We start from the raw sequence: 20,386 nt of genomic DNA, 5'->3' as shown, positions 1-20,386 counted from the left end.
AATAAGCGGAAAATTTGTTGGGTTTCGCTTGAAATAAAAAAGCAGCCCCAATCAGGCCGGATTTAGTGCGGAAAGCTTAACTATCCGCTTCACATTTACCACAAACGCTGTAAAATACGTTTGTAATCGCATGGCGTCAAGCCCCACGGAATCGGCTTTGCCAAGACCGTGCGCCACTTTCATTTCACCGTTTTTTTCTTCAATACGGTGCCGGATTTTCAGCCGTTCACGGAAGTATTCACCGGCTTCAAATTCAAGTCTTAGGCGGTTTTTCTCGTTCGGCTGCGTGATGCTGTAACTCCGTTCTTTCGCTTTTGATTTCCCAACACGGCACTGCTCCCATAGCGGGCATTTTCGGCACTTGACTTTGCTAAACACATATCTCAAATAGGTATTCCCATTCTCTGCGGCCCTTTTTTCAACACGCATAGCCAATTCCCCTGCCGGACATTGTAACAATCCGGCATCTTTGTTGAAAGAAAAACCTTCATCCAGCGACGAGGCGGCAGCAGCCGCCACAGCGGAATTCGTTTTAGCGAAAAGCATCACGCCGTCTTCTTCGCAAGTATCAAGGTTATCTTCGCTGACATACGCCATGTCGCCAATAATTTCCTTAACCTCAACACCATTGTTTTGGGATTTTTCAAGTAGTGCCGGAAGTTGCTTGCAATCCGCTTCTCCACCGTGTGTGACTTCAATGCCTGTTATGATCCGCTCTTCGCTCATAGCCAGATGGCTTTTATAACCGAAAAATGTACTGGTTGCCGTTTTGTGCCCAAAGCGGGCATCCTCATCGTTTTTGGAACGTATTTCACGAATACGCTGTGTGTCCAGCAATTCCTTAATGCGCTCATACAGTTCAATCAGCGAAATTTTCTCGCTTTGCAGTATGTCCTCTTTGACATTTTCAAGCAAGTGGTATGTATATTCGATTTCCTCCGCCAATTCTGCGGTTTCGCTTGGCTTTTCCGGAAACTTTTCGGAAAGCTCTATCATCTCACGGTAAATCTTTCTGCGGAATTGTTTGCTAAGTTCTCTCAGTACCTGTGTGACCGTTTTGGGCCGTGCCGCCGAGTTTGTATGGGTAGAATCCACTATGATCGCTGTGGATTTGATGATTCCTTTTTCTATCCCTTGCCGTATGGTTTCTCTTAGCATATCTTCCAAAATATCTTCTGTAATGCGGGTCTTGCGAAATTTTGTGAGCAAACTTGGATCTATCATTTCAGCTTCTGGGTCTAAATCCAGAAAGTATTTGTATGCCATGTCGGTCTGCGCGCCACTTATTAGCTTTTCGTCAGACAAATCGTACATTTTTTTCAAAAACATCAGCTTGAACATCATCTCCGGCTCCTTAGCCGGGCGCCCGAAGTTTTCACAATACTGTTTCCGCAACATGGGATTCACAAAGCTGAAATCTATATGCTCTTTGATTTTTCGCAACAGGTGTTCTTGGGGAACCACGATATCATAAAGCCCTTGATATGGTGACAAGGACAATTGCATTTGACTGTTGTCCCTCAGCATTCTCTCCCGCTCCCATCCATCCTTTCTTTCTATGCATAATTATACCAAAAATATATGAAAAAATCCATCCCGCTTATGCGAATGGACTTTTTCAGTGCCCTTGTTTATACTGTGTTTGCGGGATTTGTAAATTTATGTAAAAATTCAGAATGAATTCAGAGCCATGCTGTAAGATAAAAAAAATATATCCGGAACGGTGTTAGCCTTCGCTTGGGCGAGGAAGGAGGTGCCGGAATCAGAATTCTCATACTGGACACGGAGCAGCCAACACTTAAAAAAATGCAAAGCTATCTGCAGGAACTTGATTACATCAGCTATACCGAGGTTTATACCCAGTCTGAAATGATGCTGGACGCCTATCGGCGGGAGCGGCCGGGAATGGTTTTCATCAGAGTGGGCCGGCCGGACCTTAACGGTTTATCAGCCGCACGAAGAATCAGAGCCATGGATGAGTTGGCCAAGATAGTTTTTATCTGCAAAAACCAGGATTATACCACCCTGGCCTGGGAACTGAGGGCAGTGGATTATCTGCTGGATCCCCTGGATTATGACCGCTTTATCGAGGTCCTGGCGAGAGCCGGTTAGGCTTTTTGTACAATGGAACCAATTGTAAGTTTGTAAAAAAACAACCGTTTTTTAAATTGTGCATTAAAACGGTTGCAACTTTATTAGTAAAGGGGAGGTAGGATAATATTGAATAAAAAATTATTGTCATGGATGATTGCACTTTTGATTATGGTGCTGGTTTGCGCCATCAATCCTATTGGGGTTAAAGCAGCAGGCTGGGATGGAACTGTAGCTACATCCTTTGCCGGCGGGGACGGCGGCGCAAGTAATCCCTACCTTATTGAAACCCCCGGGCAGCTGGCCTATTTTATGTCGGCCGCAAATTATTCAGCCTCTTATTATAAAATTATCGCGGATATTGACATGAACAATCAAACCTTGACGACACCGCTTTTTTATTTTTACGGAACCCTGGATGGGTCCGGCAAAACAGTCAACAATTTGAATTTAAACGTGCCTTTGTCAACGAGCTTTGATTTATATAATGGAGCTATCGGCTTTATATGCAATTTAGGCGGCGGGGAAGACGCATGGGGGAACAAATTAAACGGTACCGTGAAAGACCTTGGCCTCGCCGGAACACTGACCAATTCAGCCGGAAATACCGCCAATCTGGGAGGACTGGTCGGAGAAATCGAAAGCGGCAGTAAAGTACTCAACTGCTTTACCAATATTAATATTGTGGCTAATGATATATACACCGGTGGAATAGCCGGTATGAACTGGGGAACGATAGCCAACTGTTATTCAAGGGGAACAGTAGCCGGGCTCTACTATACCGGCGGCATAGTCGGATGGGCAAAAGGCACTTCAAATGTTATCAACTGCTATTCCACCTCTGCTGTCAGCTATACAACATTAACACAATATACCTATGTCGGCGGCGTGATCGGGTTTAATGACGGCACTGCCAAATATCTGTATACAACCAATAGCACTATTATTGGAAGAAGCAGCGTATCGGCGACGGGTTGTGCGACCTACACAGCAGCTAATATGAAAAAAGCGGATTTTGTCACCACCTTAAACAACCATATAGCTGACGCCGACAGCGGCGCATGCTCATGGAAGCAGGTAACCAGCGATTATCCGACTTTCTCATACCCGGATACGGTTGCCCCAATGCTGACAACTGTAACCATGAGCTCCAACAACACCAATGATAACACCAGGGCTAAAGTCGGCGACATCGTTACGGTAACCATTGTATCAAATGAAGATATAACCAGCGCTCCTACTGTAGCTATCGCCGGGCAGGCAGCCACCGTAACCGGAAGCGGTACCAACTGGACGGCTACGTATACGGTGGCGGCGGGAGTGAGCGGCTCATCCCTGAGTATCAGCAATTTTTCGGATGCTTCCGGCAATGCCGGCCTTACGGTTACCGCGGTAACCAGCGGGAACATAACTACTGTGGATGGCATAGCGCCGACGATAACTGCGGGGACTGTCGTACGCACCCTTGATTCGACCGCGGTTATAAAATTTACCCCCAGCGAGGCGGGCAGTTACTATTATAAGGTGGTAGACGACGGGGCGGCTGCGCCGGATGTTGATACCAGCGGCACAGGGGTAAGCTGTACGGCGGCTGAAACCACATTAACAGTCACCGACTTGACTGACGGCAGTGCCAAGGATATTTATATCGCTGTTAAAGATTTGGCAGGAAATGTCGGCATTCAAAAGATTGACATCGTTGCCGAACTGCCGGCAACAATCGCAGAAGTTAAGGCACTCAGGACTTCGAGCAGTGAGGCTACTGTCAAATTTAGCACAGATCAGGACGGGGTCTATTATTATACCGTAGTGGACGACGGAGCGGACGAGCCGGGTATCGATACCAGCGGCGCGGGCACAGCCTGTACGACCGGTACTAACACCATCAGCCTTACCGGTCTGACGTTGGGAGCCAAGGCAATCTATATTTACGTTAAAGATGAAGGGGAAAACCTAAGTAATAAGTTGAAAATCAATATACCATCTATCTGCGTTGGATATTGGTCGGATTACGCCGAAAACGGCACTGATGACATTGAGATCAGCGCCGATGGCTTGACCTATACGGTGAAAACGGCCGAAGGGCTTGCCTGGATAGCGGCCCAAACCAACAAATCTTCCAGCCCTGAAAGATTTTTAGACAAAACCGTATTACTTGCTAATGATCTTGATCTTTCCGCCCATTTTTGGGTACCAATAGGAAACTATTCAGCGGGAATGTATTATTTTAATGGCACCTTCGATGGTCAGGAACACAATATTTACGGGATGGTAATCGGCAGTGAAGCTACTCCGGATTCATCAACTCGCCCAGGTCTTTTCGGTTATGTTTCCGGTAAAGGGTCGATAAAAAATTTGAATATGTCCGGCGCAGTCATATACACAAAAGCTGCTTCGTCGTCGAATCCCGCATATGCGGGTATTATTGCGGGTTATCTAGAATACACCGCCACCATATCGAAATGTTCCGTTTCAGGTAAAATAATTAACAGTGGCAGTTCGGCCTGTATAGGCGGTGTGGCCGGAAGCGCTGGGAATATATCAGACACATCTTTTTCCGGAGAAATAACTTCTGACGCAGCGGCAAAACTTGGAGGACTAGTTGGAAAGGTAAGTGCTGGAACAATTCAAAACTGCACCAGCACCGGGACTATATCGTGCACCGCCGCCAGTGGAACGGTAGGCGGACTGATAGGAACCGTCGAATCTGCTACGATTTCAGGCTGTTCCAGCGATTGTAACGTATCTTCCGCTTCCAGTTCAAGTGTTGGGGGACTGGTCGGATCAGACACAACCACATGGGGCTATACTACTACATATAGTAATTGTTATGCAAAAGGCAATGTTACGGGAAGCGACAGTTCAAATTTAGGCGGGTTAATAGGTTATTCCGACATTAAAAACGGAACCATTGAGTCCTGTTATGCGACCGGAAATGTAACCAGTAATGGCAACAAAAATTATATGGGCGGATTAATTGGCATGTTGAAATACAAAGCTATGAACAACTGCTATGCCACTGGCGATGTTACAAGTACCGGTACAGGTTCCGGTGACAATATGGGAGGTCTGCTGGGCTGGAATTCAGGCGCTTTGACCGGCTGTTATGCCATCGGCGATGTTACCAGCGCAGGTACAGGTCAAGAATTTGTCGGAGGACTGGCTGGACAAAATTCAGGCGCTTTGACTAGCTGTTATGCCGCCGGTAATGTTACTGGAACGGGAACTAACAGCTATGTTGGCGGATTGGCAGGTACAAATAACCAAACTTTGACTGGTTGTTATGCCACTGGTAATGTCACAGGCACAGGTAAATCTGAGTGTTTGGGAGGCCTGCTTGGGCAAAGTTCAGGTGCTTTGACTGGCTGTTATGCCGCCGGAAGCATTACTGGAACCAATACAGGAATCTATGCCGGCGGGCTTATCGGCTATACGTCCTATAACTTCACAGTAAAAAATTGTTACGCCACAGGTGATGTAAGTATTGCAGCGGGTTCCGCAGGAGGTTTTATCGGTCAAGCAGATAAACTGACAATAAGCAATGCATATTCTAGAGGAAATGTTTGCGTAACCGGAAGCACCGGTAATATTGGCGGGTTTTGCGGATATTATAAATCAGGCACCTTATCATACTGCTATTGGAACAGCGATGCCGTACAAAGCAGCAACGGAAGCACATTGGATTCAACCTCCAAAAAAGGTGTAGGCTCCGGAACCGACAGTACAACCTCCGAGACTTTAGCCTATATGCAGTCAGCAGATTTTGTGTCACTGCTGAATACCAACAGCGGAGGCGGGGTAACGTGGAAAATAAAGTCCGCCACAATAAACAACGGCTGCCCGGTAATTGACAGTGTTGGCGACGGTGCCACCGCAGCCAGTGGTATAACCGCCAGTGTAGCCGCCAAGAGCACCCCGGAGAATGGGAAGGTGATGCTGACCATCAGTACAGCGGTCAGCGGCGATGCCTATAAGATCTACTACCGTGTGGTGGGCAGCGATCCCAGCGCCCCCAATGTGGGCGGTACTATTACAGTTGGCAGCTGGATTGAGAACAGCAGCGGAACCAGCGCTTTTGAAGTATCAGCTACTGATGGCAAATATATAGAAGTAGTAGAAATCACCAGCGCCGACAGCAAGATAACCAAGTGGGGCAAGACTACAGTCACCGATGACGGCTATACCGCCCCGGTATCTGCTACTGGCATAACCGCCAGCACAGCCGCCAAAAGCACCCCGGAGAACGGTAAGGTGATGCTGACCATAAGCACAGCGGTTGCCGGCGACGGATATAAGATCTACTACCGGGTAGTGGACAGCGATCCGAGCGCTCCCAATGTAGGTGATACTGTTACAGTTGCCGATTGGACCGAGAACACCAGTGGAACCAGCGCTTTTGAAGCATCAGCGGCTGATGGCAAATATATAGAAGTAATAGAAATCACCAGCGCCGACAGCAAGATAACCAAGTGGGGCAAGACAGCAGCCACCGATGACGGCTATACCGTATCACTGGCTGATCAGCCGGAATCACAAGCTACCGACCTATATTATTCCAATAACTCCAATACTGACATAAACCTGCATTTCACAGCTCCAGCCACTGCCAGCGGCTACCTGGTAGTGAGAAAGATAGGAGCGGAGCCTATCTTTGTACCGGTAGATGGAACTGCTTATACCGCCGGAGCCCAGGGCGATGAACAGATTGTCTATGTGGGAACAGAACCCGGCGCTACAGATGCGGCCGCCGCTGCCGGCAGCGAATATTATTACAAGATCTATGCCTACAACGGCAGCGGGGAAACAATAAACTACCTGACATCAAACCCATTAAGCGGACAAACCCAAATATTCACCGGAAGTAGCGACGTCTATGCCGACCGCAGCACGGGAGTCTCATCCACCGCATCAGTAGGAGCGGGCTTCCCCGGAGTAGGAGTTAGCATAAGTTTCCCCAACGGAATAAGTGCTACCAACTTCAGAGCCTACAAATACAATAGTGTAGCCGGAGCCAACTTCTATGGCGTACCTGGCAGCGGGCGGGTCAAATCCCTGTATTTTGAAGTCAAAGCTCTGGATAACGACAATCCCGGCACCTATACCATGGTTATAGACTTCTCCAGCCTGAGCGGGGTTAACTGGGACACCTACCAACTCATGAAAAGGAACAACTACACCGGCCAATGGGAAGCCATAGGGGAAGACATAGGAACTATAGTCAGCCGGGCCACCGATGGCGTGGCCGGCAAATTTACCATATCCGGCCTGAGCGGCTTCTCGGAGTTCGCCGGGTGCGAGCCGGCGGCAACCCATACCGTAACCAGCATCAGTGATAGCGGTGAAGGAACCTTGAGGAATGTGCTGGCATCCGCCACCGAGGGAGACACTATACAATTCGCGGATGCATTGGCAGGAGCAACCATCACCCTGGCATCACCGCTGGTAATGGACAAAAGCGTCAACATTATAGGACCGGATAACGGCATTACCCTTAACGGCAATAATGCCTGCCGGGTAATCACCCTGGACAACAGCGCTAATAACAGCGAAAACAAACTCAATGTAAGACTGGAAAACCTCAAAATCCAGAACGGCAATGATTCCGCCTATTATGCGGGCGGTCTATACGCTACCTATATCAATACCTGGCTGTCCCTGGTCAACTGCGTGGTAGCCGGCAACCAGGCCTCGGGAACCAACGCCGATAACTATGGCGGAGTCGGCGGAATAAGCATGGAGAACCCGGGATCATACCTCTTCATCGCCAACAGCACCATAACCGGCAACCAGGGAGCCGCGCAAGATGGAGGAGCAGGCGGGATATATGCGGGCGGAAATGTGAGGATATACAACAGCATAATCTACGGCAACAGCGGAGAAAGCAACAACGTATATTTTGACAGCAACTCCGAGCCATATGCCTACAACAGCCTGTTTGGAGATGCGGAAGAAGACGTATACCTCCTGGGAGCAGGAGATGGATTTCCGGCCAGCAGCGACAACCTCTTTGCGGTTGATCCCAAATTCGTGGGAAGCGCTTTGGCGTCTGACCATCCCTATATGCTCTACGGAGAGTCCCCTTGTATAGACAGCGGAGACAACAGCTATGCCGCTACCGATTATGACCTGCGCGGCAGCGGCTATGGCAGAAAAATGGACAAAAGCAGCAGCAGCGCCGGAACGGCAGACATGGGAGCATATGAATACCAGTATGGCAGCGACTACTATGCCCCGATAAGCTTTGATTCCCAGGGAGGAACAACGGTAAGCGATGTGAAGAGCGCGGTATATGGAGGCACGATAAGCGCTCCTAGCGCCCCCGTAAAGGAAGGGTACAGCTTCGAAGGCTGGTACAAGGAGGCCGAATGCATTAATGAATGGATATTTGACAGCGACACCGTAACCGCAGCAAGAACATTATATGCCAAGTGGAATGCCCAGTCGGGGGACGCGACCCTGAGCAGCCTGAGCCTGAGCGAAGGGACCCTGAGCCCGGACTTTGACCCGGCCACCACCGGCTATACGGCCAGCGTGGACAACAGCGTAAACTCTATAACCGTAATCCCGAGCGTCAACGAAAGCCATGCCACGGTAAAAGTGAACGATACTGCGGTAGTGAGCGGGGAGGCTAGCGACCCGGTCAATCTCAACGTGGGCGAAAACACCATAACCATAGAGGTAACCGCCCAGGATAATACCACCAAGACCTACACCATAACCGTAACCAGAGCTGAGGCACTGTCGGGGGACGCGACCCTGAGCAGCATGAGCTTGAGCGAAGGGACCCTGAGCCCGGACTTTGATCCGGCCACCACCGGCTATACGACCAGCGTAGGGAACAGTGTAAACTCCATAACCGTAATCCCGAGCGTCAACGAAAGCCACGCCACGGTAAAAGTGAACGGCACCGCGGTAGTGAGCGGGGAGGCTAGCGACCCGGTGAGCCTCAGCGTGGGAGAAAATACCATAACCATAGAAGTAACCGCCCAGGACAATAGCAGCAAGACCTATACTATCATTGTAACCAGAGCCGAGGCCCAGTCGGGGGACGCGACCCTGAGCAGCCTGAGCCTGAGCGAAGGGACTCTCAATCCGGACTTCGACCCGGCCACCACCGGCTATACGGCCAGCGTGGGGAACAGTGTAAACTCCATAACCGTAACCCCGAGCGTCAACGAAAGCCACGCCACGGTAAAAGTGAACGGCACCGCGGTAGTGAGCGGGGAGGCTAGCGACCCGGTGAGCCTCAGCGTGGGTGAGAACACCATAACCATAGAGGTAACCGCCCAGGACAATAGCAGCAAGACCTATACTATCATTGTAACCAGAGCCGAGGCCCAGTCGGGTGATGCGACCCTGAGCAGCCTGAGCCTAAGCGAAGGGACCCTGAGTCCGGACTTTGACCCGGCCACCACCGGCTATACGGCCAGCGTGGGCAACAGCGTAAATTCTATAACCGTAATCCCGAGCGTCAACGAAAGCCATGCCACGGTAAAAGTGAACGATACTGCGGTAGTGAGCGGCAGCCCCTCCGGTGATATTAGTCTTAGCGTGGGAGAAAACACCATAACCATAGAAGTAACCGCCCAGGACAATACTAGGAAGACCTATACCATAACGGTAACCAGAGCCGAGGCCCAGTCGGGTGATGCGACCCTGAGCAGCCTGAGCCTAAGCGAAGGGACCCTGAGTCCGGACTTTGACCCGGCCACCACCGGCTATACGGCCAGCGTGGGCAACAGCGTAAATTCTATAACCGTAATCCCGAGCGTCAACGAAAGCCATGCCACGGTAAAAGTGAACGATACTGCGGTAGTGAGCGGCAGCCCCTCCGGTGATATTAGTCTTAGCGTGGGAGAAAACACCATAACCATAGAAGTAACCGCCCAGGACAATACTAGGAAGACCTATACCATAACGGTAACCAGAGCCGAGGCCCAGTCGGGTGATGCGACCCTGAGCAGCCTGAGCTTGAGCGAAGGGACCTTGAGCCCGGACTTTGACCCGGCCACCACCAGCTATACGGCCAGCGTGGGGAACAGCGTCAGCAGCCTGAGTGTAACCCCGAGCGTCAACGAAAGCCACGCCACGGTAAAAGTGAACGGCACCGCGGTAGTGAGCGGGGAGGCTAGCGACCTGGTCAATCTCAACGTGGGCGAAAACACCATAACCATAGAAGTAACAGCTCAGGACAATACCACTAACACCTACATTATAACCGTAACCAGAGCGGCAGCCCAGTCGGAGGACGTCACCCTGAGCAGCCTGAGCTTGAGCGAAGGGACCTTGAGCCCGGACTTTGACCCGGCCACCACCAGCTATACGGCCAGCGTGGGGAACAGCGTCAGCAGCCTGAGTGTAATCCCGAGCGTCAACGAAAGCCACGCCACGGTAAAAGTGAACGGCACCGCGGTAGTGAGCGGCAGCCCCTCCGGCGATATTAGTCTTAGCGTGGGAGAAAACACCATAACCATAGAAGTAACCGCCCAGGACAATAGCAGCAAGACCTACACTATCATTGTAACCAGAGCGGCAGCCGATACTCCGACCTACACGGTAAGCTTTGACAGTAACGGCGGCTCAAGCATAAACAGCCAGAACATAGAATCAGGAACCAGGGCCAGCGAACCCCAGGACCCGGTAAAATCCGGTTATACCTTTATGGGTTGGTACTCAGACAGCAGCCTTAGCACTGCCTTTGACTTTAACACCGCCATAACAGGCAATATAACCCTGTATGCCAAATGGAACCAAAACCTGGGCAGCATATCACTCGGAGCCACCGCCGGAGACCAGGAAGTAGCCCTGAATTGGAGCGGCAGCCAAAACATAGTAGCATACAGCGTCTACCGGACCACCACCTCGGGCAGCTATGGAGAAGCCCTGGCCACAGTGGCCGGTTCCGTATACAGCTACGAAGTCAGCGGGCTGACCAACGGCACCGCCTATTACTTCATAGTTAAAGGTTTTGACAGCGAAGGAGACAGCAGCACTTCCAATGAAGTAAAGGCCACCCCGCAGGCTAAGTCAGGAGGAGCCCCGGTGCTAAGCGTTGCCGCCGGAAACCGCTACGTAAATTTAAGCTGGAGTGAGGTGGCGGATACCGTAGCATACAGCGTTTACCGAAGCACCACCTCGGGCAGCTATGGAGAAGCCCTGGCCACAGTGGCCGGTTCCGTATACAGTTATAAGGCCAGCGGGTTAACCAATGGAACCATCTATTACTTCATAGTCAAGGCTATTGATTCCGAGGGAGAGAGCACTAATTCCAACGAAGCCAGCGCTACCCCCCACAAGTCCGGTGGCAGCACCAGCAGTGGCAGCACCAGCAGTGACAGCACCAGCAGTGACAGCAACACCGTCAGCATCCAGGTAAACGGAGTAAACGAGAGCGCGGCCACTGCCACCACCACCACCATAAATAATAGAACCGTAACCACCGTAGTGGTGGATGACAGCAAGGTAAACGAGAAGCTGGCCAGTGAAGGCAATAAATCCGTAGTAACCATACCCGTAAACAGCAGTGCCAATGTGGTGATAGGGCAGTTAAACGGGCAGACCGTAAAGAACATGGAAGATAAAGAAGCCGTACTGGAAATCAAGACCGGACAGGTCACCTACACCCTGCCAGCAGCGCAGATTAATATCGCCGCAGTTGATAACCAGCTGGGAAGCACAGTAGAATTAAAAGACATAAACGTAAACATATGCATAGCCACCCCGCCGGCAGATACCGTAAAGATAGTGGAAGACACCGTAAATAAAAACAACTACCAGTTGGTGGTTAAGCCGGTGGAATTCACCATAACCTGCACCAGCGGGGATAAGAGCGTAGAAGTATCCAAATTCAACGGTTATGTGGAAAGGACCATAGTCATACCCGAGGGAGTGGACCCCGGTAAGATTACCACCGGAATTGTATTAAACAATGACGGAACTTTCTCCCATGTACCAACCACCATAGTAGAAATAGACGGCAAATATTACGCCAAAATCAACAGTTTAACCAACAGTACTTATTCGGTAATCTACAATCCCAAAACCTTTGCTGATGTGGAAGGACACTGGGCCAGAACGGCCGTCAACGACATGGCTTCACGTCTGGTAATAGACGGGGTGAACCAGGACAAGTTTGAACCCGACCGGGACATCAGCCGGGCCGAATTTGCCACCATAATTGTCAAGGGCTTGGGACTGATGAGACCGGGCAGCGGCCAGGCCAGCTTCAAAGACGTAAACAAAGACGCCTGGTACTATGATGCGGTATCCATAGCCTACGGGAACAAATTGCTGAGCGGTTACGACGACGGTACATTCCAGCCCGGGCGCAAGATCAGCCGGGAAGAGGCCATGGCAATAATGGAGAAGGCTGCACAGATAGCAGGCATAAAAACCCAGTTAAATTCCGGCGAAGCAGCTCAAGTTTTGGCCCGTTTCAGTGACGGCAGCAATGTGGACAACTGGGCGCAGGATGCGGTGGCCAGTTGTATTAAGGCCGGGATTGTCCAGGGCAGCGACGGCCGGATTAAATCTCAGGACAACATCAGCCGCGCCGAGGTAGCCGCCTTAATCGAGAGAATGCTGAAAAAGGCCGGCCTTATTTAGAGCAACATTATAAATATTCTTTTTAAACGCAAACCCCCTTGCGGCACATCTGAAGCCCAAGGGGGTATATTTTGGATGGCCTTGCAGCAAGACTGAATCCATAGATAACAGAAATTATGCAGTTGAAGGGAAAAACTCCAATTAAAAACTTACGAAAATTCAAAAATTTTCCCAATAAATAAGGAAATAAAACAGATATGCTCGAATTAATAGCATAATTATCCGACTAAGATCTGCATCCAGGGTATCAATGGTCGCCAAAAAACGGATATCATAGGATAAACTGGATATCATAGGAGAACTCACTTCCCACTTAACCCAAGTCTCGATTGTAAAAGCAGAAAGGGTATCATCATTGTCGGAGATCGCCACATAGTCGTCCAAACCATCAAAGGCCAGAGATGTGCAATTTTCGATGGGGGTTGTCAGGTCGGCTGTAAATGCTATGTCTGATATGGGCAGGAACTTTCCTGCTTCATCTACCGCATATACCTGGTATGGAGTTGCGTCTATCACACCGGTATGATTGGCTGAGATTGTTATCGTCGTATCCGCAAATGCTCCCGCAGATGCCCCACTGCTGATAACAGCTGCTGTGACATTTCCGATATTATTGGCAGTACCTGCCGGCAAAATATACAATGTCCCTGCAGCTTCACTGCGTTGTGCCACTACCTTAAATCCTGCCGCTTTTTTAGCCTTGTTAACCAGCGCACCCCTCGGAAGTACGGCGGCGCTTTTAAACTGAGTCCTTCCGATGGCTTTTCACGGTGAGAGCTGCTTTGAAGAATGTGCCCGCGGAAACACAAAGCTAATTACCGGGTTGCTTTATCCGGCATAAATCCCCCGGTATTTGTATGTATATACCAAGGGAATACCATCTGTTTCTGCTTCTGACATGTTCAACCAGGAAAATCCCATGTTTTCCTGGTTTTTTTGTTGTCTTTTACCGGCAGGATTGCACAACAATTCTTAATTCGTGCGGCATGTCATTGAGGAAAGGCCGGTTCCTTACATGGAAAGAAAAAAGACCTATTGAAGTTCAAAAAATGATGTGGTACTATTGGAATAAGTTAATCATATGAGAAAATGTTATAACAAATACGAAATAATATATCCTAATAAAAAACAATTGCTCAAATTAGTAGAAAAATATTAAGCAATGACAGGAAAATTATCTGTTTTGGAAGGAATCATTGCCGGATGCTCCTATCAGAGCCATGTTATGTACTGAGGAAACAGGTTTGAGAGCTTTTAAAAAATTTGCTTTTTAAAAAGAGGGGGATTCGAGTGACCGTTTTTGATACAGCACGTAGCTTAAAAATTCTGAGTAGAGAAGCCGTCAATGCAATTCATGAGGCTACCGTTAGAATCCTGTCACATACGGGCATGGTAGTTAAATCCGTACATATCAGAAGTATCATGGCTGATCATGGCTGTCAGGTCAGAGGAGAGGTGGTAAGGATTCCGAAATCCCTGATCCAAAAAATGATCAGTTTACCTGTGCCAAGGATGGAGCTTTATACGCGGTCGGGGAAATGCATCACAAGGAAGAAAGGACAAGGGTTTCTGAGCCATAATTTTAGTTATGTCAGTAACATTCTTGATCTTGAAACGGGAAATCAACGTAAATGCACCATGAATGATCTGGTAGAAACAACACGGTTGCTTGATGCACTGGAAGAATACAACGCAGTATTGCCTATGTTGGTTCCTCAAGAGATCCCTCAGGAAATGGCAGAAATACGGATGCTGGAGATAGCATTGGGGAATACGGATAAACCCCTGATACAGGGAGTTATTGGGGAATATGATACCAGGTGCATGATAGATATCTTAGCCGCGGTGGCCGGGGGCGAGGCGGAATTGCAGGCCAAACCTTTGTGCGCACTGCTCATGTGCCCCATCAGTCCGCTCACTTTTCCGCAGGATGTATGCGATGCTATTGCTGTTGCTGCGAAAGCAAAGATCCCCATACTCGCCTGTACTTGTCCCATCCCAGGCCTAACTTCACCGGTTACGATGGCCGGAACATTAACACAGCAAAATGCTGAGATTATAGGATTCTCCCTCATCGCCCGTTTGATTAACCCGGATGTTCCGGTTATTTATACCGCTCGGGCGCTCTATCCCAATATGAGTACAGGGCTTAATGCCCACGGAAATATTAACAATGGTTTGGCCGGGGCCTGTGCGGTAGAATTAGCCCATTTCTATGGAATGGAGTCAGATGTGTGCGGGCTTGGTACCAGTTCAATTTTAACAGATGCTTCGTGCGGGTATGAAAAAGCGATGAATAGTTTACTGCCGGTACTAACAGATACGGACTGGCTGACGGGAGCAGGATCTTTAAATAATGTGCTAACCACCAGTTATGAGCAGATTATGATCGATAGCGAAATTCTTAAGCTGCTAAAATATGCCGGCCGGGACTTGGCTTTCAATGGCGATACGATTGCCGCAGATGTAATTGATCAGGTGATGAATGGGGGAAGCTTCTTGAATCATGAGCACACTTTTAAGTACATTCGCAGTAACGAGGTTTATCATTATGGCTCGGGGCTGGGAAACAGTCTTACTTATGAGGAGTGGGCCGCAACCGGATCTAAATCAGTCCGGGACAGAGCCCGTGAGCGGGTGAAGGAGATTCTGAACCGGCAGAAAGTAACGTATCTTACGGATGCCCAATCCAGGATCATCAACGAGATTGTAGCGGAAGCCGAAGCTAAAATGGGGGAGCGGAAGAAGCGTAATACTTAATCAACAAAGGTTAGCGTTAACATGGGACATGAGCACAGGATGACGCCTATTTGGATGGAGGAAGCTTACATGAAAGATTATCTGGAGATTCATAACAAGGCACTCGTTATTGACGGACATACCGATATTCCTTTCGATCTGCTCTGTACCCGCAACCTTGAAGTAAATAAGTTCAAGGGTGATGAGGGGGCAGATACGTTGAGGGTGAAACATTTTCCCATGCTTAATCAGGGAAATGTCAACATTGTTTTTGCCAACATGTTTGCGGAGATTGTTCCCGAAGGATCGCTGAGACAGGTACTGCTTCAACTGGAGGATTTAATTGAGCAATTAGAAAAAAGTGAAGGTAAACTGATTTGTACAAAAAGTGACCTGGAGGAAGTGATCGCGCAAAAAAAAATTGGTATGGTGCTTTCCTTGGAAGGGTTAGAACCCCTGGGCAAAGATTTAATCTTATTACCGCTGTTTTACCGACTGGGCGTGCGCAGTGCCATGCTAACCTGGAACAGACGGAACTATTTTGCCTCAGGATGCGCGGATACAGGCGGGCTGAGTACTTTAGGCAAGCAGGCAATTCGCGAGATGGAACGATTAGGCATGATCATTGATGTGTCCCATTTAAATGAAGAAGGATTCTGGGATATTATGGATATTGCCGTCAAACCGGTGATCGCATCCCACTCCAACGCGAGGGCGCTTTATAATCATCCCAGAAACTTGACGGATGACCAGATCAAGGCCATCGTTGATACCGGCGGGGTGATCGGCCTGAATTCTATGTTTACGGCCGATCATGACCGGCACTCTCTGGCTACTTGCTTAGAGCACTTGGAGTACATGATCAATTTTGCCGGAAATGATCATGTGGGTCTTGGTCTGGATTTTAACGGCTATCTTCCTTACAGTGTTTATCCGGGGACGCCGGGTTTGGAGGAGGCTGGCAAGATCCCGTCAATTACCAAAGAATTGGTACAGCGGGGTTATGATGAAACAACCATCAAAAAAATACTTGGCGAAAACTTTTTGCGGATCCTAAACAATGTCTTGCCGTGAGAGGTCCGGAAATGCAAAGGCCATCATCAAGGGTAACTGCCAGATTACGAAAGGAGCAGGCAAATGGGTAAATATATTTTAAAAAGAATCATGATTTTAGTACCTACTTTGCTGGCGATTATTTTTATCGTCTTTGGCACCATGAATTTAACTCCCGGAAATCCGGCTCAGGTGATCCTGGGGCAGCAAGCGACACCGGCTGCAATAGCCAAGCTGAATCACGAACTCGGGCTTGACCGACCGTTCCTTATTCGATACGGGGATTATGTAGTCAAGCTTGTTCAGGGAGACATGGGAAAATCATACACGACGAATAGGTCGGTGTTTGAAACAATCGTTTCCCGTTTTCCCACCACTGTGAAGCTGGCAACGATGGCGATCCTGCTGTCCATTTTGATTGGTGTTCCCCTGGGAATTGTCTCAGCGATCAGGCAATATAGCATTTTTGATATCTTGGGCACTTCCGCCGCCATGTTTATGGCCTCGATGCCCCAATTCTGGTTTGGATTGCTGGCGATCCTGTTTTTCTCCCTGAATCTTGGCTGGCTTCCCTCCAACGGTGTGGACAAGTGGCAGGGCTATATCCTGCCGGCACTTACCCTGGCCATCCCGGTCGCGGCATCCCTCTTACGCATGACCCGGACCACGATGCTGGAGACCCAGCGACAGGACTATGTGCGCACCGCCCGGGCGAAAGGACAGACGGAAGGGAAAGTGATCATCCATCATGCCCTGAAAAATGCCTTGCTGCCGGTGGTCACAGTGGCGGGGATGGAGTTCGGATGGCTTTTAGGAGGCGCGGTGGTGATTGAAACCGTCTTCTCCATCAATGGAGTGGGTAAATTGATCATCGATGCCATCAGGATGAAAGATGTCCCTCAGGTGACGGGCTGTGCTTTGTTTCTGGCCTTTTTCTTCATGATGGTGATGCTGCTTGTGGATATTCTTTATGCCTATATCGATCCCCGCATCCGGGCGCGCTATCAAAAAGGTTAGACGGAGGGAGGAAAAGTCGAAATGAATAGTATAGCTGAAATTACGACCATTCCCATCACGAAAAAGTATAAGAAAAAAAGCAGGTTCAGGGAAATCTGGAAGCGGATGAAAAGGAACAAGATTGCCATGTTCGGTCTGACCATATTTGCTGTGATCCTGTTTTGCACCATTTTCGCCGACCTGATTGTGCCCTACCAGGCAGCATTGAAGCAGGACATTGCCATCCGTCTGCAGCCTCCCTCGGCGGACCACTGGTTCGGTACCGACGTATTTGGCCGGGATATGTTTGCCCGCATTATCCACGGCACGCGCAACTCCCTGATTATGGGCATCGGCGCCGTGATTGTAGGCATTTCCCTGGGCGGCCTCTTTGGTGCAGCGGCGGGATACTACGGCGGGATCATTGATATGATCATCGGCCGGGTGATGGACACGATTATGTGTATTCCCTTCATGCTGATGGCCCTGGCCATAGTGGCGGCACTGGGACCGGGACTGGTGAATGTATTGATTGCCTTGATGCTGTCCATGGTTCCCTACTATACCCGGGTGATCCGTTCGGCGATATTAACGGTGACCGGGCAGGATTTCATTGAAGCGGCCAAAGCATGCGGCACTCCGGACCGGTATATTATCCTAAAGCATATTCTGCCCAATGCTATCGGTCCCGTGATTGTGCAGACCACCATGTCGGTGGGCAGCATGATCATTTGGGCAGCGGCCATGAGCTTTCTGGGCATGGGCATCCAGCCCCCCACTCCTGAATGGGGCTCCATGCTTTCCGAGGGCAAAGACTATATGCTCTATTCACCTCATCTCGTCATATTTCCCGGCATGGCCATTGTTTTGACCGCGCTTTCCATTAACCTGATGGGCGACGGGCTGAGAGACGCCCTGGACCCCAGACTAAAGGATTGAGGTGGATAGGATGGATGACAAGCTTTTAGAGATAAAAAACCTCAGTGTAATTTATAAAACCGATGAAGCCATTGTGCATGCGGTCAATAGAATCAATTTCGAGATCGGCACGAAGGAGACGATCGGACTGGTCGGTGAAACCGGAGCAGGAAAGACCACAACTGCCCTGGCGGTCATGCAGCTTCTTCCGGAGCGGACCGGAAGCATTTCCGAAGGCGAGATATTCTTTAAAGGAGAGAACCTCTTAAAAAAATCCAAAAACGAAATGAGACTGACGCGGGGGGCCAGAATGTCTATGATTTTCCAGGATCCCATGACATCCCTCAATCCTATCGTTACGGTAGGGGAGCAGATCAGAGAATCCCTGGAGATCCACAATCATGATAAAAAGAATAAAAAGGAGCTGGAGGCCCGGGTGGATGAACTGCTTACCCTGGTGGGGATCCAGCCCAGGAGAAAAGGGGAGTTTCCCCACCAGTTTTCCGGGGGCATGAAACAGCGGGTGGTGATCGCCATCGCCTTGGCGTGCAACCCGGAACTACTGATTGCCGATGAGCCCACTACCGCCCTGGACGTGACCATTCAGGCCCAGGTGCTGGCTTTAATGGCTGAGTTAAAAGAAAAACTGAATACTTCCATGATTATGATTACCCACGACCTGGGCGTAGTGGCGGAGACCTGCGACAAAGTAGCGATCATGTATGCGGGAGAGATTGTGGAAAAAGGGACGGTACAAGATATATTTGAAGGGAAGCAGCATCACCCCTACACCCTGGGCCTTTTTGGCTCCATCCCTGATCTTGAGATCGAGACGCCCAGGTTAAGCCCCATAGACGGATTGATGCCCGACCCGACCAATCTGCCGGACGGGTGCAAATTCCATCCCCGCTGTAAATCATGCAGGAAGATCTGCACACAGAAGCAACCTGAGCCCCATTTTTTTGGTGCGCACATGATCGCCTGCCATCTCTATGCCAAGGAGGTATAAGCAGTGGAGCCATTACTCAAAACCATAGACCTCAAGAAATATTTCAAAGTGAAGGGCGGATTTCTTCATGCCGTGGACGGGGTGGATATTGAGATCAAAGAAGGGCGCACCCTGGGCGTGGTCGGCGAGTCGGGCTGCGGCAAATCCACCCTGGGCCGGGTGGTGCTACGGCTTCTGGAGGCAACCTCCGGCCAGGTCCTTTTTGAAGGCAAAAACATCTTGAAATATGACCGCCAGGAACTGCACAAAATTAGACGGCAGATGCAGATCATTTTCCAGGACCCTTTTTCTAGCTTGAATCCCCGCATGTCGGTATTTGAACTGATTGCAGAACCGCTGGTGATGAATCACGTGTATAAAAGCAACCGGGAGCTGACGGAAAAAATACTGAGCCTGATGGATACGGTGGGGCTGGCGGAACGTTTTGTCAATACCTATCCCCATGAGATGGACGGGGGACGCCGGCAGCGGGTAGGCGTGGCCCGGGCCCTGGCCTTAAGCCCTAAATTCATTGTCTGTGATGAGCCGGTATCCGCCCTGGATGTATCGATTCAGGCCCAGATCTTAAATCTCTTAATGGACCTGCAGGAAGAGATGAAGCTGACCTATATGTTTATTACCCATGACCTCTCTGTGGTCAAGCATATTTCCAATGAAATCGCCGTGATGTACCTGGGACAGTGCGTAGAACGGGCGGAATCAAAGGAGCTTTTCCAAAACCCGCTGCACCCCTATACCAGAGCATTGCTTTCGGCCATACCGGTGCCCAGGCTGATCAGTCATCAAGAAAGAAGTATTATCAAAGGCGAGGTATCGGACCCGATCAATCCCAAGCCGGGCTGCCGGTTTGCCTTGAGATGCACCTATTGTAAAGATGGCTGTACGGAAAAGGATGTTCCGCTGAAAGACCAGGGTGGCGGACATCATGTGGCCTGTGTTCTTTACCAAGAATCTTAACAGCCGTCAGGCTGTGGG

10 protein-coding genes are annotated in these 20,386 nt (G+C 49.7%); 8 read left to right on the top strand and 2 right to left on the bottom strand.

The features are described from left to right. Window positions 1-51 precede the first annotated feature (51 nt). Complete coding sequence (locus tag DCMF_RS13345; protein WP_236860051.1) at window positions 52-1,506, bottom strand: IS1182 family transposase; 1,455 nt, start codon at window positions 1,504-1,506, stop codon at window positions 52-54. A 231-nt stretch (window positions 1,507-1,737) separates the two neighbouring features. On the opposite strand from DCMF_RS13345, the gene DCMF_RS13340 reads away from it, so the two are divergent. Continuing rightward, window positions 1,738-2,112: a LytR/AlgR family response regulator transcription factor gene (locus DCMF_RS13340; protein ID WP_148134867.1), complete on the top strand. Its 375-nt coding sequence runs from the start codon at window positions 1,738-1,740 to the stop codon at window positions 2,110-2,112. 108 nt (window positions 2,113-2,220) lie between these two features. Next, window positions 2,221-12,696 (top strand): cadherin-like beta sandwich domain-containing protein, encoded by a 10,476-nt coding sequence (locus DCMF_RS13335; RefSeq protein WP_148134866.1) that lies wholly within the window; start codon window positions 2,221-2,223, stop codon window positions 12,694-12,696. A gap of 159 nt (window positions 12,697-12,855) precedes the next feature. Here DCMF_RS13335 and DCMF_RS13330 read toward each other — a convergent pair whose 3' ends face one another. Next, a complete protein-coding gene (locus DCMF_RS13330; RefSeq protein WP_148134865.1) occupies window positions 12,856-13,368 on the bottom strand; it encodes a hypothetical protein in 513 nt (170 codons plus the stop codon). Window positions 13,369-13,986: 618 nt separating this feature from the next. Here DCMF_RS13330 and DCMF_RS13325 point away from each other — a divergent pair. The 6 genes from DCMF_RS13325 (at window position 13,987) to DCMF_RS13300 (ending at window position 20,368) form a co-directional block, all read left to right on the top strand. Then, window positions 13,987-15,456: a trimethylamine methyltransferase family protein gene (locus DCMF_RS13325; protein ID WP_214659328.1), complete on the top strand. Its 1,470-nt coding sequence runs from the start codon at window positions 13,987-13,989 to the stop codon at window positions 15,454-15,456. A 69-nt stretch (window positions 15,457-15,525) separates the two neighbouring features. Beyond that, entirely contained in the window at window positions 15,526-16,509 is a 984-nt protein-coding gene (locus DCMF_RS13320) for a dipeptidase (protein WP_214659327.1), read from the top strand. Between the two features lie 63 nt (window positions 16,510-16,572). Next, a complete protein-coding gene (locus DCMF_RS13315) occupies window positions 16,573-17,505 on the top strand; it encodes an ABC transporter permease (protein ID WP_148134862.1) in 933 nt (310 codons plus the stop codon). A 21-nt stretch (window positions 17,506-17,526) separates the two neighbouring features. After that, window positions 17,527-18,423, top strand: a complete 897-nt coding sequence (locus DCMF_RS13310) for an ABC transporter permease (protein WP_214659326.1) — start codon at window positions 17,527-17,529, stop codon at window positions 18,421-18,423. A 10-nt stretch (window positions 18,424-18,433) separates the two neighbouring features. Continuing rightward, window positions 18,434-19,411 (top strand): ABC transporter ATP-binding protein, encoded by a 978-nt coding sequence (locus DCMF_RS13305; protein WP_148134861.1) that lies wholly within the window; start codon window positions 18,434-18,436, stop codon window positions 19,409-19,411. A 3-nt stretch (window positions 19,412-19,414) separates the two neighbouring features. Beyond that, complete coding sequence (locus DCMF_RS13300; protein WP_148134860.1) at window positions 19,415-20,368, top strand: ABC transporter ATP-binding protein; 954 nt, start codon at window positions 19,415-19,417, stop codon at window positions 20,366-20,368. The last annotated feature ends 18 nt before the right edge of the window (window positions 20,369-20,386 follow it).

The sequence above is a fragment of the Candidatus Formimonas warabiya genome (genome assembly GCF_002777255.1).
GTDB lineage: Bacteria > Bacillota > Dehalobacteriia > Dehalobacteriales > Dehalobacteriaceae > Formimonas > Formimonas warabiya.
This window is presented reverse-complemented; position numbering and strand designations above follow the sequence as displayed.

What these genes read in the sequence shown, in the direction of transcription:
- DCMF_RS13315 (WP_148134862.1), top strand. Translation starts at nt 16,573, where the DNA reads ATGGGTAAATATATTTTAAAAAGAATCATGATTTTAGTACCTACTTTG.
- DCMF_RS13310 (WP_214659326.1), top strand. Translation starts at nt 17,527, where the DNA reads ATGAATAGTATAGCTGAAATTACGACCATTCCCATCACGAAAAAGTAT.
- DCMF_RS13305 (WP_148134861.1), top strand. Translation starts at nt 18,434, where the DNA reads ATGGATGACAAGCTTTTAGAGATAAAAAACCTCAGTGTAATTTATAAA.
- DCMF_RS13345 (WP_236860051.1), bottom strand. Translation starts at nt 1,506, where the DNA reads ATGCAATTGTCCTTGTCACCATATCAAGGGCTTTATGATATCGTGGTT.
- DCMF_RS13320 (WP_214659327.1), top strand. Translation starts at nt 15,526, where the DNA reads ATGAAAGATTATCTGGAGATTCATAACAAGGCACTCGTTATTGACGGA.